This window comes from Bradyrhizobium sp. AZCC 1588 (genome assembly GCF_036924735.1).
Lineage (GTDB): Bacteria > Pseudomonadota > Alphaproteobacteria > Rhizobiales > Xanthobacteraceae > Bradyrhizobium.
Map to the genome: position 1 here is coordinate 675,214 of NZ_JAZHSC010000001.1, position 14,626 is coordinate 689,839.

General features: G+C 62.3%; 17 protein-coding genes. 5 read left to right on the forward strand and 12 right to left on the reverse strand.

Going from position 1 to position 14,626, the window contains the following annotated elements; all coding sequences use genetic code 11:
- Positions 1-19 precede the first annotated feature (19 nt).
- The 3 genes from V1277_RS03285 to V1277_RS03295 form a co-directional block, all read right to left on the reverse strand.
- Positions 20-1,672: a fumarate hydratase gene (locus V1277_RS03285; RefSeq protein WP_334374268.1), complete on the reverse strand. Its 1,653-nt coding sequence runs from the start codon at positions 1,670-1,672 to the stop codon at positions 20-22.
- A gap of 155 nt (positions 1,673-1,827) precedes the next feature.
- Positions 1,828-2,337, reverse strand: a complete 510-nt coding sequence (locus tag V1277_RS03290; RefSeq protein WP_334414992.1) for a hypothetical protein — start codon at positions 2,335-2,337, stop codon at positions 1,828-1,830.
- Positions 2,324-2,614, reverse strand: coding sequence for a hypothetical protein (locus V1277_RS03295; RefSeq protein WP_334414993.1), 291 nt, complete (start codon positions 2,612-2,614; stop codon positions 2,324-2,326). Before V1277_RS03295 ends, V1277_RS03290 begins: the two co-directional genes overlap by 14 nt.
- A gap of 270 nt (positions 2,615-2,884) precedes the next feature.
- Here V1277_RS03295 and V1277_RS03300 point away from each other — a divergent pair, with 270 nt between their 5' ends.
- The 5 genes from V1277_RS03300 to V1277_RS03320 all read left to right on the forward strand — a co-directional run bounded on the left by V1277_RS03300 (position 2,885) and on the right by V1277_RS03320 (position 5,638).
- A complete protein-coding gene (locus V1277_RS03300; protein WP_334414994.1) occupies positions 2,885-3,442 on the forward strand; it encodes a hypothetical protein in 558 nt (185 codons plus the stop codon).
- Between the two features lie 78 nt (positions 3,443-3,520).
- A complete protein-coding gene (locus tag V1277_RS03305) occupies positions 3,521-3,997 on the forward strand; it encodes a hypothetical protein (protein ID WP_334414995.1) in 477 nt (158 codons plus the stop codon).
- A gap of 160 nt (positions 3,998-4,157) precedes the next feature.
- Positions 4,158-4,343: a hypothetical protein gene (locus tag V1277_RS03310; protein ID WP_334414996.1), complete on the forward strand. Its 186-nt coding sequence runs from the start codon at positions 4,158-4,160 to the stop codon at positions 4,341-4,343.
- 244 nt (positions 4,344-4,587) lie between these two features.
- Positions 4,588-5,262, forward strand: a complete 675-nt coding sequence (locus V1277_RS03315; RefSeq protein WP_334414997.1) for a methyltransferase family protein — start codon at positions 4,588-4,590, stop codon at positions 5,260-5,262.
- Between the two features lie 16 nt (positions 5,263-5,278).
- Positions 5,279-5,638, forward strand: coding sequence for a GFA family protein (locus tag V1277_RS03320; RefSeq protein ID WP_334374262.1), 360 nt, complete (start codon positions 5,279-5,281; stop codon positions 5,636-5,638).
- Between the two features lie 101 nt (positions 5,639-5,739).
- On the opposite strand, the gene V1277_RS03325 is transcribed toward V1277_RS03320, so the two are convergent.
- From V1277_RS03325 to fliE, 9 genes are all read right to left on the reverse strand, one after another.
- Positions 5,740-6,447: a glutathione S-transferase gene (locus tag V1277_RS03325; RefSeq protein ID WP_334414998.1), complete on the reverse strand. Its 708-nt coding sequence runs from the start codon at positions 6,445-6,447 to the stop codon at positions 5,740-5,742.
- Positions 6,448-6,769: 322 nt separating this feature from the next.
- The gene (locus V1277_RS03330; RefSeq protein ID WP_334414999.1) at positions 6,770-7,045 is read right to left on the reverse strand and encodes a hypothetical protein; all 276 of its coding nucleotides are present in this window, start codon (positions 7,043-7,045) and stop codon (positions 6,770-6,772) included.
- 219 nt (positions 7,046-7,264) lie between these two features.
- A complete protein-coding gene (locus V1277_RS03335; RefSeq protein WP_334377092.1) occupies positions 7,265-7,894 on the reverse strand; it encodes a lectin in 630 nt (209 codons plus the stop codon).
- Between the two features lie 203 nt (positions 7,895-8,097).
- The gene (locus tag V1277_RS03340; RefSeq protein ID WP_442894445.1) at positions 8,098-9,108 is read right to left on the reverse strand and encodes a Tim44 domain-containing protein; all 1,011 of its coding nucleotides are present in this window, start codon (positions 9,106-9,108) and stop codon (positions 8,098-8,100) included.
- 181 nt (positions 9,109-9,289) lie between these two features.
- The gene (cckA, locus tag V1277_RS03345) at positions 9,290-11,854 is read right to left on the reverse strand and encodes a cell cycle histidine kinase CckA (RefSeq protein WP_334415001.1); all 2,565 of its coding nucleotides are present in this window, start codon (positions 11,852-11,854) and stop codon (positions 9,290-9,292) included.
- Between the two features lie 145 nt (positions 11,855-11,999).
- Complete coding sequence (flhB, locus tag V1277_RS03350) at positions 12,000-13,073, reverse strand: flagellar biosynthesis protein FlhB (protein ID WP_334415002.1); 1,074 nt, start codon at positions 13,071-13,073, stop codon at positions 12,000-12,002.
- A gap of 70 nt (positions 13,074-13,143) precedes the next feature.
- Positions 13,144-13,914 (reverse strand): flagellar biosynthetic protein FliR, encoded by a 771-nt coding sequence (gene fliR / locus V1277_RS03355; RefSeq protein ID WP_065749244.1) that lies wholly within the window; start codon positions 13,912-13,914, stop codon positions 13,144-13,146.
- Between the two features lie 14 nt (positions 13,915-13,928).
- Positions 13,929-14,192: a flagellar biosynthesis protein FliQ gene (gene fliQ / locus V1277_RS03360; protein ID WP_057855657.1), complete on the reverse strand. Its 264-nt coding sequence runs from the start codon at positions 14,190-14,192 to the stop codon at positions 13,929-13,931.
- Positions 14,193-14,312: 120 nt separating this feature from the next.
- On the reverse strand, positions 14,313-14,624 hold the full coding sequence (fliE, locus tag V1277_RS03365) for a flagellar hook-basal body complex protein FliE (protein WP_028348650.1): 312 nt from the start codon (positions 14,622-14,624) through the stop codon (positions 14,313-14,315).
- Positions 14,625-14,626 lie beyond the last annotated feature (2 nt).

The window sequence follows — 14,626 nt, forward strand, 5'->3', positions numbered from 1 at the left end:
CACGCCGAACGCGAACAGGTTACCCCAGATTCAGTTCCTTGAAGAAGTCGTTGCCCTTGTCGTCGATGATGATGAAGGCCGGGAAATCCACCACTTCGATGCGCCAGATCGCTTCCATGCCGAGTTCGGGATATTCCACCACCTCGACCTTCTTGATGCAGTGCTCGGCGAGATTTGCCGCAGCTCCGCCGATCGAACCGAGATAGAAGCCGCCGTGCTTCTTGCAGGCCTCGCGCACCGCGACCGCGCGGTTGCCCTTGGCGACCATCACCATCGAGCCTCCCGCCGCCTGGAACTGGTCGACGAACGAATCCATCCGCCCCGCCGTGGTCGGGCCGAACGCGCCGGACGCGTAACCATCGGGCGTCTTGGCGGGGCCGGCGTAATACACTGGATGATTCTTGAAATAGTCCGGCAGCGGCTCACCCTTCTCCAGCCGCTCGCGCAATTTGGCGTGCGCGGAATCGCGCGCAACGATCATGGTGCCGGTCATCGAGACCCGCGTCTTGATCGGATAATTCGACAGCGTCGCCAAGATCTCCTTCATCGGCTGGTTGAGGTCGATCTTGACGACCTCGCCGCCGAGCGACTGCTCGACCGCCGGCAGATACTGCGCCGGGTTGTGCTCAAGCTCTTCGAGGTAGACGCCATCCCTGGTGATCTTGCCGAGCACCTGGCGGTCGGCCGAACAGGAGACGCCGAGCCCGATCGGGAGCGAGGCGCCATGGCGCGGCATCCGGATCACGCGTACGTCGTGGCAGAAATACTTGCCGCCGAACTGTGCGCCGACGCCGAGCGACTGCGTCATCTTCAGGATTTCCTGCTCCATTTCGACATCACGGAACGCGTTACCGTCGGCCGAGCCGTGGGTCGGCAGCGCATCGAGATAGCGCGCGGACGCGAGCTTCACCGTCTTCATGCAAAGCTCGGCCGAGGTGCCGCCGATGACGATGGCGAGGTGATACGGCGGACACGCCGCGGTGCCGAGGGTGAGCACCTTCTCCTTCAGAAACGCCAGCAGACGATCTTTGGTCAGAACGGAGGGCGTCGCCTGAAACAGAAAGCTCTTGTTGGCGCTGCCGCCGCCCTTGGCCATGAACATGAATTTGTAGGCGTCGTCACCCTCGGCGTAGATCTCGCATTGCGCCGGCATGTTGTTGGCGGTGTTCTTTTCCTCATACATCGACAAGGGTGCGACCTGCGAATAGCGCAGGTTACGGCGCAGGTAAGCATCGCGCGCGCCTTCCGACAGCGCCGCCTCGTCGTCGCCATCGGTGATGACGTTGCAGCCCTTCTTGCCCATAATGATCGCGGTGCCGGTATCCTGGCACATGGGCAGCACGCCGCCGGCGGCGATGTTGGCGTTCTTCAGGAAGTCGAAGGCGACGAACTTGTCGTTGTCGCTGGCCTCCTTGTCTTCCAGGATCGAGCGGAGCTGCTTCAGGTGGCCGGGCCGCAGGTAGTGGTTGATATCGCCGAAGGCAGCCTCCGACAGCGCCCGCAACGCCTCGCGCGACACCACCAGCATGTCCTTGCCAAGCACCTTCTCGACCCGCACGCCCTCGGTCGTGATCTTCTTATAGGGCGTGGTGTCCGGCCCCAGCGGAAACAGCGGCGTATGCTTGTAGGGCGGAACGGGTTTCTGGTCGGGAAAGGCGGTCGGGGCGTTCATGGATTGCTCGTCGGTTCGGGGACCGGAACGGCCGCATGAGGCCGACCGGATATAGAGCCGTTCTAAGCACTTTTTGTGTAAAGGGAAGAGGACCCCGCCGGCCTGGATACCACAGGACCAGCCCAAGCAGACAAATACTGTGCGTACAGATTTCCCTATGCACGAGGCGGGAATAACAGGAGGCTGAGGAACGCCAGCCGCTCCGGCTCGCCGGCCCCGTGGAAGCGACCCAGGGCCGCTCGAGCCGTGGTGATCGCAAGGGCAGCATCCGATCGGTTGATGCGGATCATGACATCGTAGTCGGCGGAATGCCGCTTTTCTTGGAGCTCTTCAGTCGCTGCCGCGAACGCGACAATATTTGCACCGAACCCCGCCGCCGGAGCACAGCGTCTGAATTTGCTGGAGAGCGTGGGCTTTTGGACCTCCTCACACAACTTACGAAGCCATCCGTGATCGACGCTGCGATAAACGAGGCCGTAACGGCTTTCATCGCGGTTGGTCACTCCAATGAACTGGTCTGCAGCCGCCGCAATGATGGCATGAAAAATGGCGTAATACGCTGCCGAGATAGCGCGTCTTACATCGACTTGGCGTGGGCGCCCCGCCTGAGGTGCTATGAGCTTTTCGGCCTGCTCGAATAAGTGATCTGGGTTAAGAATCGCCACCCGCTTCCAGCTCTTCCTTAGTGGCGTACTCCACGATGGCCAATCGCTCCTCTCCCTCGCGACGCAACCGGTCCTTGATACCAACGAGGGTGTCGAGTGTGGCATCGCCCTTAAGCTTCGACTCCGCGCCGGGCTTAATCACAATCGTAATTCGAAGCGCATCGTGTCCCTCCGAATCGATCGCCGTGCTGCTCGACACCGAAGAGACATTTGCACTCGCGAGATTTGCCGTGGCAACTTCCTGCGCAATCTCGCGTATTCGTTTCTCATCAAGCATAGCTTGGCCGATTCAGGTTAGTTGGAACGCCCTCGCGAAAGTCCTGCAAGACTATTTCAAGGAGCTTCTTTCACGGATCCAATCTAGCACACTGGCTTCAACAGATCACCACCTGACGAGAACGCATCGATCAAAAGCCTTATCAATCAACGGAGACGTGCGCCTAAAATACAATTTATAATTGCGCTGACCTCCATGGCAACCTGCATTGCAGAACTTGATCGCCGTTGAACCGTTCCGGGCCATCTTCAGACAAACCCGAGATTTTCGATGGTCCCTGAACCGATTGCGATGGTAATGAACTCCGCCACCACATTGCCCGACGCAGCCTCTGTCCCAGCGCGTCCCCCGCGTCTGCTCGGGCTCTATCTGCTTCTCATCATCATTGCCGCGATCGAAGCCTTCGAAGGGCTCTCGCATGCGCCGATGCTGTTCGGCGACACGTCGGAAATTCCGGGCCCTGGCATCGGCGGCGCGATCATCAAGGCCTATGTCGCTGCGCATCCCGTGTTGGCGCTGGCGGCGCTGGCGTTTGCCACCGTCGGCAGGCTGCGTTACGCGGTCATGGCGCTCGGCGCGCTCGTGCTGATGAACTGGCTGAACTACATGCCCTCAGTGGTGCGGCACGGCCTCGATTTCGGCGGCCTCTCCGCCCTCCAGACCCCCGTCCAGATCATCGCGTTTCCGCTGATGGGCGCTTGCGCCATCGCGCTCGCCGCACGCGAGGAGCGGCTTGGGCTTGCCACGCTGCTGGTCAGCATTCCCACGCTGTTCGATGTGATCGCCGTAATCGCCTTCGGCATCAGCGTCTTCCTCTACGGTTTCTGACAAGCAAGTTGACTTCGGCGCGGGGCCCTTGCAGGAAATCCGCGCGCGGGCTTCAATATGCGCAAAGGGGCATTTCAGATGGCTTTGGAATCACAATTTCGCCGATCGACCTTGGTTGCCGCCACGCTGGCGCTGGTTGCGACGGTCGACGCATCGCCGGCGCAGGCCGACCGCTGCGACGATATCGCCAAGGAATTGAAGAACCAGATCGACGGCCTCAAGATCAGCGTCAATACCGGCAACATGATCTATCTGACGCATCCGGCGGCGAAAGAGCTGTCGCTCGGCTGCCGCGGCCGCAATTACTCCAACGAACTCTACGCCAAGACGGACCGCAAGCCGAAGCCGCAATTCTTCGAACTGGTCGCCTCGGCCGGCGCCATCATTTTCACGATTCCGAAGCCCGATGTGGCGACCGGCTCCTCGCGCTGCATCAAGCGCATGGGCATCCTGCGCGGCGACAAGGTTTCCATGCGCTTCCGCCGGCTCAACATGGAATGCACGCGCACCAAGACCGAAGCCTCGATCGTGGTGACCCGCGGCAAGGACGAATAGGCCCAAGTCGCTCCCGATCCGTCGCATTCTAACGATTCCGCGAGCCGTCTGTTCACCACTGAACGGGATTGACGGCGTTGCCGCGGGATTGCCGGGCCGGATTCACCAACCGTTCGTTTCAACCCGGCCAGTGTAGGAGGCAGCCAAAAGGATGCTTCCGATGAGTGTTTCTGCTGTCCCCGCAACGGTGGTGATCAGACCGCCCGAAGTCCCCGTGTTCAAGGCTCCCGACAAGACCCCCGACGTGCAGAACGGCGCTGCCGCCGACGGCACCCGCACGCCGCGGCCGACGCTGGTCGCTCCCCTACCGCCGGGTCAGGGAACGCGGATCGACCAACTGGCTTGAGCCAACCATCCGGTTGTCGTCACCCGCCAACGGGTCGGCGCGTAGCGCCGCCCGATGACAGGCTCCAGCGGGTGAACCAGTATTCCAGAAACGTCGCCTTGAGCCGATAGGCCGCGGCGTACTGGATACCTGCCTTCGCGGCTATGACAGGCGAAGGAAGCGGGTACCCTTCCCCACCTCAGCGCCGCAAGTTTGCCGAAAAAATGCGCGATCCTGTTGCGCGTGGGGTCAATGGAACCCGCGCATGATCGCAAAGCTTTTGCTGCAGAACACCATCGTCGTCGTCGGCATGGGCGCATTATTGTTCGCCGCGGCGGGTTCGCTGGACTGGCCGGGGGCGTGGGTGATGTTGATCGTCAGTGCGATCCTCGGTCCTGCCTGCGGATTGTGGCTTGCCAAGACCGATCCGGCGTTGCTCGCCGAGCGTATGCGGCCGAAATTTCAGGCCGACCAGCCCACCGCCGACAAGATATTCATGCTGATATTTGTCGCAGTGCTGCTGATCTGGCTCGTCGCGATCGGCCTCGACCGGCGGGCCGACGCCTCCGATGTTCCGCTGCTGCTGCAGGCGCTCGGCCTTGCGATGTTTTTACTCTCGATCGCGTTCATCATGTGGGTGTTCCGCGAAAATTCGTTCGCCGCGCCGGTCGTGAAGGTGCAAGCCGCGCGCCACCAACGCGTGATCTCGAGCGGGCCCTACGCCTTCATCCGCCATCCCATGTATAGCGCCGTCATGCTGTACTTCATTGGAACACCGCTGCTCCTCGGATCGTGGTGGGGTGTGGCGTTCGTGCCGGTATTCGCCGTGCTGTTCGCCATTCGCGCCCGCATCGAGGAGCGCACATTGGTCGAGGGGCTTCCGGGCTATGCTGACTACGCCGCCCGCGTGCGCTATCGTCTGGTGCCTGGAATTTGGTGAAAAGGATGACGGAGAGATGCCCGACAGCAAGACCTATACCGGCGGCTGCCATTGCGGGCAGGTACGCTTCGAGTGCACCACCGATCTGGCGATGGTGACCGCCTGCAACTGCTCGATCTGCACCAAGAAGGGGCTGCATTTCACCTTCCTCGACCCGAAGAGTTTTCATCTCCGCGCCGGCGAGGAAAATCTGAAAGAGTATCTCTTCAACAAGCACGCGATCCACCACCAGCTCTGCATCGATTGCGGCGTCGACGTCTTCGCACGCGGCAAGAAGCCCGACGGCACCGACGTGGTGGCGGTCAATGTGAGCTGCTTCGACGGCATCGAGCTGTCGAAGTTGAAGATGACGCCGGTGGATGGGAGGAACATGTGACGGCGGAGCGGTGATTCCGGAATGGTCCGTAAGAACCAGATCTCAGGGGCGCAAGGGGCGCCCCATAGTTCGATGCTACGCATCGCCCCGGAATGACAACATCAGCCATCCAGCACGTTGTACCTTCGGAAAATCCCGTCCTCATTGAACGCAATCCTTCGATCGCTCGCAAGATAAGCCTTGATGTTTGGCCGCACCGCGACGCGGTCGCGCAGTTCGACGAGACCGGGAATGTCGCTCTCGAAGGCCTTCATCCGTTTCGGAAATGCATAGCGAAGGCCTTCGACGATCTGAAACAGCGACAAGTCGACATAGGTCAGGCGGCGGCCGGTGACATATGTCCCGCCATTGGCCTGCAGCAGATCTTCGAAATAGCCGAGATATTTCGGCACGCGCGCCTTCCAGAACTCATCAGTGCGTTTTTTTGCCGGCGCTTTCTGCTCCTCATAGTAAAGTGACGGCCCGAGCGGATGATGGGTGTCGTGAACTTCCAGCACCAGGTCCGCAATCGTGAGCTGTAGCTGGTGCACCCGTAGTCTGCCGGCTTCCGTCTTCGGCGCCAGCCCATGCCGTGATCCGAGATAGAGCAGGATGTTGGCCGTCTGCCCGATCACGAGCTTCCCGGCTTTCAGGAACGGCGGCGCGAAGGGCGGCGTTCCCTTCCCGACTTCCATCATGCGCGTCATCGCCGCCATGCCGTTGCCGTGGCGCGCCACGTCGGCATAGCCGGCGCCCGCCTCTTCCAGCGCGAGACGCACATACTCGCCGCGGCCCTGAATGGTCGGCCAGTAATAAAGCTCGTAATGCATCGAAGGCGCCTCCTAGAGCATGATCCGGAAAAGTGTGAAGCGGTTTCCGAAAAGATCACGCTCAAACAAAGAGATAAAGCGGGATGACGATTCGACGACAAGTCATCACGCTCCGGTTTGACAGGCCCAACAAATCATCCCGCCATTCGTTCGTCACGCCAGACACTGCGGAACTGGACTGGACGGGAAAGCTTCCGAGAGCGGCGCAAATAGAAAAAGCCGCCTCTGGGGCGGCTTTTGATCGACAAAACTTGAAAATTGACGGCTTCAGCGCCGAGCGCCCGGGAACGTCGTCGACCCGGGCGACGCCCTCCTCGTGGCTTCAATCATCATCATCGTCACGGTGCCAGCGGCGCGCAGGGCCGTAGCGTTCGCGAACGGAGTTGCGCATGTATGTCGGTCGTCCGCGATCAGCGTCGATGCGGACGCTGCGCCGCTGATAAAATGTCCGTCCACGGCCGTCGTCGGTGGTGATCGTATCGACGCGGGTGTGCACGCCATTCGACGAGTTAGAGCTGGAGTTCGACGACGTGTTGCCCGCCAGCGCCAGCGGCGTTGCCAAGACGGTAAAAGCCAACGCGACAAGGACTCGTTTCATTGCAAGGCCTCCGAATGCCGATTGGCAACTCGCCAAACACTCAGGAGTTCCGCGATCGACAGCCGGATCGCACGAGCAAGAAAATACGCTGAATAAGTTCCGCGACATCGAGAGGGCAGATGTTGCGGAGCTGTCATTGGACGCACGTTCGTGCAAAGGGCCTCGATTGGTCGATCCTGTTTGCGTCACTCGCCGGGCGAGCTCAAGACCGATCGCCCGTCAATTCGCCGCGAAGCAATAGAACAGCCCGTCGCCGCCGGTGCTCTTCAGGTCGGCCTGCGAACAGCCGCCGTCGGGCCCGCGCGAGGGATGCGACGAATTCCAGGATTTCGAGGCGTCGTCGTCGCGCAGTCCCACGCGATCGGAATGTCCGACCATGGCGGAGCCTTGCGTCGAACTCGTCCAGTTCCTGCAGGTGCGATCTTCGCCGGCGGTAAACGCGGTGCCGTCGGGCTGCGATCCCGTCAGCACGTCGTGGCGATTGGGCGTATCGCCGCGGCCATTGATGACCTCGCCCTTCTCGCTCAAGGCGGTCTGCTTGGTGAGGCCGTTGGTGCCGTGCAGTTCGGCGACATCCTTGGCAACCACCGCGCCCTTGGCGTTCTGCCATGGCCCCTTGCCGATACGGTCGCGCGCGTTCACCGCGGGCGCACCGTCGGCGCCTTGCGTTGAGAGATAGGCGCGCCAGGTTTTGCCTCCGGCACCGGCGGCCTGCGCCAGCGTCTGGCAATGATTGTCGGCGCCGGCAAGACCGCCGAGATTGCCGCCATTGCCGATGCCGTTGCTGGTCACGAAGAAGCTGGCATTGGCGGATTGCGCATGCGCAGGCACGCTTGCGAGAATCGACATGGCGGCGAGGGCGAAGCACGCCGGCGAGATGATCCGGGCGAAGCTGTTCATTGAAGACCTCCCTGTTGTGGGCCATGTCTCATCAACACGCGGCCGCAATCATTATTCCTGCAGGGCGAAGTCCGAAATGGAGCATGCATTCCCGCAAAGAAAAAGGCGCTGCGGAACAAGCCGCAGCGCCTTCTTCGTGTTGGTGCAGGCGATCAGCTCGTCTGCTGGATCGCCGAGAGTTCCCAGTCGCTGCCGCGGCGACGAGCGAAGGTCCAGACTTCGGTGGCCTCGATCGGGGTTTCGCTGCCCGCGACCAAACGGCCGGTGTTGCGCTCAAGTGTCTTGTCGACCAGCGAGAACCGCATCGCCACGCTGGCATAGTCGGTTTCGCCTTCGCGCCAGGCTTCCGCGAGGTCGCCCTGCAGCAGCTTGACGTCGGACACCTTGTTGACGTCGTTGCGGGCCTTGTTCTCCTCGAGGTCCTTGGAGAAGTAGGACACCATCTCCGGCGTCGCTAGCGTATGCAGTTTGGCGACGTCCTCGTTCGACCAGGCAGCCTGAACCTCGCCAAGCAGCCGCTCGAAGGCTTCATAGTCGGCCGGCTGGATTTCCAGCGCCGGCTGGCTCGAACCCAGCCCAAAGCCACCCAGTCCGGAGCGGAAGCTGGTCTGGGCGCCGGGGCCTTCAGCAGGCCCACTGGCGGCAGGCGCGTTGGCATAGGCGGAGGCCGGCGTATGGCGGCGCTGCCACCACGACATTGCCAGACGCACCACGATGACGATCAGCGCGATCTGCAGCAGCAGGCCGATGATCGAGGACAGGCCGCCGAGGCCGGAGAACAATCCGCCGCCGAACAGCATGCCGAGCAGGCCGGCACCGAGGAAGCCGGCGGCAAGGCCGCCGAGCATGCCCATGCCGGGCCGGTTGAAGAAGCCGCCCTTGTTGGCTGCGCCCGCGGCCGGATTACCCGCTGCGGGGGTGCCCGGCTGGGTAAAGCTTCGGTTCATGGGTTGCGCCGTGCCCGGAGCGGTGGTCGTGCTCGGGGGCGCCGAATAGGTCTTGGATCCCCGCGAACCGGAGCTGCCGCCACCGCCAACGCGGGCGTCAGCCGCAGAGATCGTGATCGCCAGGGGAACCGCCACCGACATCACGATGGCGATGGTGCGTACAATTCCGCGCGCAGTCTGCGTGAAATTCATGTCTTTTTCCTCTTTCCCCGACATGGGGAAGTGCCCCTAAGATGGGCAGACGGGCCCAAAAGTGAAGCCGCTATAGGGACGCATGGCTGCGGCCCTCGGTCGCGGGGATGTGACGATATAGCCGAAAAGGTTCACGCCGGTGTGACGAACGGGCGCCCAAGATCGTTCAAGGCGCCCGGGAAGCGTGAGACCGGTGATCAAAACCTCAGGACGCCGTCATGGTCTCCTTCACCTTCTCCACCAGTGCGCTCAGCGCAAACGGCTTCGGCAGGAAGGCGAATTGTTCGTTCTCCGGCAGGCTCTTGTCGAAAGCCTCTTCAGCGTAACCTGAGACGAAGATGATCTTCAGATTCGGATTGCGCTTGCGCATTTCGCGCAACAGCGTCGGGCCGTCCATTTCCGGCATCACCACGTCGGAAACGACGAGATCCACCGCGCCGTCCTTTTCGTCCAGCGCCTCCATCGCCTCGATGCCGTTGGAGGCCTCGATCACGCTGTAGCCGCGCGAACGCAGGCCCCGCGCGTTCAGCGAGCGCAAGCCGTCCTCGTCTTCGACCAGCAGGATGGTGCCCTGCCCGGTCAGGTCGGGCCGCGGCTTCGGCGGCTCGGCCGCCCCTTCCCTGGCCGCGCCATTGGCGGCGTGCGCCTCCGGCTGCGCTTCCAGTTCGGGCCGATGACGCGGCAGGAAGATGCGGAACGTGGTGCCTTCGCCGGGCGTGGAGTCGACATAGACGAAGCCACCGGTTTGCTTGACGATGCCGTACACCGTGGAGAGGCCGAGCCCGGTGCCCTTGCCGACCTCCTTGGTCGAGAAGAACGGCTCGAAGATTTTGTCGACGATCTCGGCCGGGATACCGGTGCCGGTATCGGAAATGTCGATCCGCACGTAATCGGCGGCCGGCATACCCTTGTGCGAAAGCTGCGCGGCTTCGTCTACCGTCACGTTGGCGGTCCTCACCGTCAGTTTGCCGCCATCGGGCATCGCATCGCGCGCATTGACCGCGAGATTGACGACCACCTGTTCGAACTGCGAGACGTCGACCTTGACCGGCCAGAGATCGCGGCCGTGCACGAGGTCGAGCTTGACCTTCTCGCCGATCAGGCGGCGCAGCAACATGGTGAGATCGGAAAGCGCATCGCCGAGGTCGAGTACCTGCGGCCGCAGCGTCTGGCGGCGCGAGAACGCGAGCAGTTGCCGCACCAGCGTCGCCGCGCGGGTCGCGTTCTGCTTGATCTGCATAATATCCTGGAACGACGGATCGGTCGGCTTATGCGCGTTCAAGAGGAAGTCGTTCGCCATCATGATGGCTGACAGCACGTTGTTGAAGTCGTGCGCGATGCCCCCGGCAAGCTGGCCGACCATGTCCATCTTCTGCGACTGATTGATCTGGTTTTCCAGCGTGCGCCGCTCAGTCGTCTCGAGCAGATAGACGATGGCAGCTTCGGTGTCGCGCTCGTCTTCCTCGACAGCGGTGACGAAGAACTGTCCCCAGCGCTCCTTGGCGCCATCGAGCATGACTTCCACCGGTGCGATGTCGCCCTGCCCTTCGGCCGCCTGGTTGATCGCCGAGATCAGAAGGCTGCGGTCGCGCGCATTCACCGTGCGGAAGATCGACTTGTTGGCCGCGCCGTCCGAGCTCAGGCTTTGCGCGAGCTTGGCGAAGCGGGCGTTGGCGCGCACCACCGTGCCGCCGCGGTCCACCGTCGCAATCGCCATCGGCGTATGGTCGAAGAACCGCATGAAGCGGACTTCGGCGGCACGTTCGGGGTCGGAATGCTCGTCGCGCGCGCGGCTGATCACGAGCGTGCGCGACGAGCCCGGCGAGCCGTCGGCGCCGAAAGCGAGCTTGTGGTAGAGCCGCACCGGCATGGTCTTGCCGCCGCGCATGCGCAGGTCGATGTCGAACACTTCGGTTTTGACCTCGCCGGGTACCGCTACGATCGAGGTCAGGAGCGAGGCGCCATCGCCGGAGACGATATCGGTTAGCTTCAACCCGCCGGATCCAATCTCGGCGAGATCGTGATCGAGCCAGTTCGCCAGCGTGGCGTTGACATAGATGACGTCGCCGGCCGGATCGACCGAGAAGAAGCCGCATGGCGCATGATCGAGATATTCGATCGCGTGCTGCAGTTCCCGGAACACATCTTCCTGACGCTCGCGGTCCCGCGTGATGTCGGCGATCGACCACACCGCGTATTTTGCTTCGCGCTTGCTCCGGCCGAGCGGGCGAACCCGCATCCGCAGCCAGCGGCCCTGCGCGCCGTCAGAGCCGGCGATACGGACCTCCTCCTGCTGCCGCTTGCCTTCACGGGCGGCCTTGAGCAGGCGGAACACGGCTTCGGAGACGTCGGGATTACCGATGAAGACGCGCTCGACCGGCCGCACATCCTGCGCGGTGGCAGCTCCGGTCAGCGCCTGGTAGGCGGCGTTGGAATAGACCACGTGGCCTTTGGGGTCGGTCACCGCCAGCCCGTCATAGGCGTGATCGGCGATGCGGCCCATTACCGGATCGTCGGCGCCGCGGTCGGTGAAGCGGATGATACCGGCGGCAAAAGCGAACAGATTGAACAGGCCGACCATGGCCAAAAGGGCCAACACGCCGAGGATATAAGGTTGGGCCTGGGCGCGGCCGATGGTCATCAGGGCCACCGCCACCGCGACGATGCCCGCGGCCACCAGCAACACCAGCACGATGCTACCGCCCCGCCGCGCCGGCTCGTGGGCCGCGAAGGGCTCGGTGGGCGGATGGGGGTCGGTTTCGGCGGTCATCTGAAGAGGCACTGCCCGTCGGCAAGGAGGTGACGCGCGGGGGCGCGCCGCTTCTGAGTGCCTGAATCGGACCCGCAAGCGCAAGTCCATCAGGCGGTTATTTGACAGGTTGAAGGCATTTCAAGGCGTTTTCCAGCGGTTCCCCTCACATTCCCCGGCTAGCAAGTCCGTTCTTGAGGCGCATGACATAGCCGATGATCTCGGCCACCGCGTGATAGTGCTCGACCGGAATCTCCTCGTCGATATCGACGGTGGCATAAAGCGCGCGCGCCAACGGCACATTCTCCACGATCGGTATGTCGTGCTTCTTGGCGATCTCCCGGATCTTGAACGCGACGTTGTCGACGCCCTTGGCCACGCAGACCGGCGCCGACATGCCCCGATCGTAGGACAGCGCCACCGAATAGTGGGTCGGGTTGGTGATGATCACGCTGGCGTTTGGAACCGCGGCCATCATGCGCTTCTTCATGCGCTGCTGGCGCAACTGTCGGATCTTGCCCTTGATGTGGGGGTCGCCTTCCGACTGCTTGAACTCGTCCTTGATCTCCTGCAGCGACATCTTCTGCCGCGTGTACCATTGCCGGTACTGAAAGAAGTAATCGCCGATCGCGACGGCCGCCAGCATCGCCACCACTGCGCCCATCAATTGCAGCGTCAGGTTGGTGGTAATGTCGAGGATCGCCGAAGGATCGAACATCAGGAACGATTCCAGCCGATGACGCTCGGGCCACAGCACCGCCATCATGACGGAGCCGAGCGCGATCAGTTTGAACAGCCCTTTGGCGAAGTTCGCCACCGCCTGTTTGCCGAAGATGCGTTTCAGTCCCGCGCCGGGCGATACCTTGCTGAATTTCGGTTTCAGCGATTCCGAAGACCACACCAGCCGGTGCTGGATCATGTTGCCGGCGATCGCGGCAAGCGCCAGCATCAGCAGCGGTACGCCGATCGCGCCGAGCACGGCGTAGCCCAGCGTGTTGCCAAGCGCGAGCAGCGCCGCGCCGTCGGCGCGAAGCTGGCCTGCATTGGCGATCAGGTTGCGCAGCGGCATCAAAATGCCGCCGCCGATCGATCCCGCGAACGTCGATAATATCAGTGTGCCGCCCGCGATGATGAACCAGGTGTTGACCTCCTGGCTCTTGGCAACGTCGCCCTTGGCAAGCGCATCGTCGAGACGTTTTTGCGTAGGGTCTTCTGTTTTGTCATCGGTATCGTCGGCCATCGCGGCGCTCTAGTTTTTGTTTGAGCATGATCTTCTCGGAAAACCGGTACCCACTTTTCCGGATCATGCTCTATTTCAGCGGCGTCAATTCGTGCATCACGCCGATGAAGTAGTTGAGATAAGTCGCCATCATTCCGGTGAGGACGAGGGCGAAGATCAGAAAGCCCACCATGATCGACAGCGGCACGCCGACGAAATAGACCTGCATCGCCGGCATCAGCCGCGCCAGCACGCCGAGGCCGATATTGAAGACGAGGCCGAACACCAGAAACGGCGCGGAGAGCTGTATGCCGATTTTGAAGGCGGTCGCGAAGGCGCGCGTGGCAAGCGCCGCCACGTCACCGCTCGGCATTAGCTCGCCCGGCGAGAAGATCCGGTAGCTCTCGTTCAGCGCCGCGATGACGAGGTGATGGGTGTCGGTGGCGAATAGCAACGTCATGCCGAGAATGGAGAGGAAGTTGCCGATCAGCACGCCCTGCTGCCCTTGCGTCGGATCGACGGCGGTGACGAAGCCGAGGCCGAGCTGCTGGGCGATTACCGAGCCCGCCACCGCAAGCGCCGCCAGCGTCACGCGCGCCGTGGCGCCGAGCACGATGCCGATGGCGATCTCGTGCACCAGCAGCACCCCGATCGCCGTCATCGAGGTCAGATCGACCTGATAAGCGGTGCGGTGCAGCGGCAGGATGATCAACGTCAACAACAATGCAATGCCGAGCTTGATGCGCACCGGGATATTGCTCTCGCCAAACCCCGGCAACAGCATCACCATGGCCCCAACGCGGGCGAACACCAGCATGAAGGTGGCGGCAAGGGCCGGCAGCAGCGATATGTCGACGCGCATTTATTCACAATGCATCAACCGCCTATGATTCGCGACGATATCCGCATCATGTGACTGTGCATCGAATCGGCCATGAACGGTAACGCCAGCAATAACGTCACGAAGATCGCGAGGATCTTCGGTACGAAGATCAGCGTCTGTTCCTGAATCTGCGTCAGTGCCTGGAACAGCGACACCACGACGCCGACCACCAGGCCAATCACCATCAAGGGCGACGACACCACCACGATGGTCCAGATCGCATCGCGCGCCACGTCGAGGGTTTCGGCACCGGTCATTGTTTGCTCTCTCGCTTGCTTTCACTTGCACCGTCATTCCGGGATGGTGCGCAAGCACCAGACCCGGAATCTCGAGATCCCGGGTTCGCTTCGCGCCCCGGGATGACGTCCCAAGGGACGTCAGATCGGCATCTTCATGATGTCTTCGTAGGACTGGATCACCCGGTCGCGCACCGACACCAGCGTCGAGACCGCGACGTCGGTCTCCGCCACCGCCGTCACCACGTCCATGACATTGGCTTTGCCCGCGGTCATCGCCATGGTCTGGGCGTCGGATTTCTTGCCGGCATCCAGCACGCTTCCCACCGCGTCCTTGAGCAGCGCGCTGAAGGACGGGCCGCCGGTCGATTGGCCGCCCTTCTCGGCGCCGCCGGATTCCATGATGCGCGAAAGCGCGGCGTAGGCGTTTGCTGCAACGGTCGGTGAAGCCATTT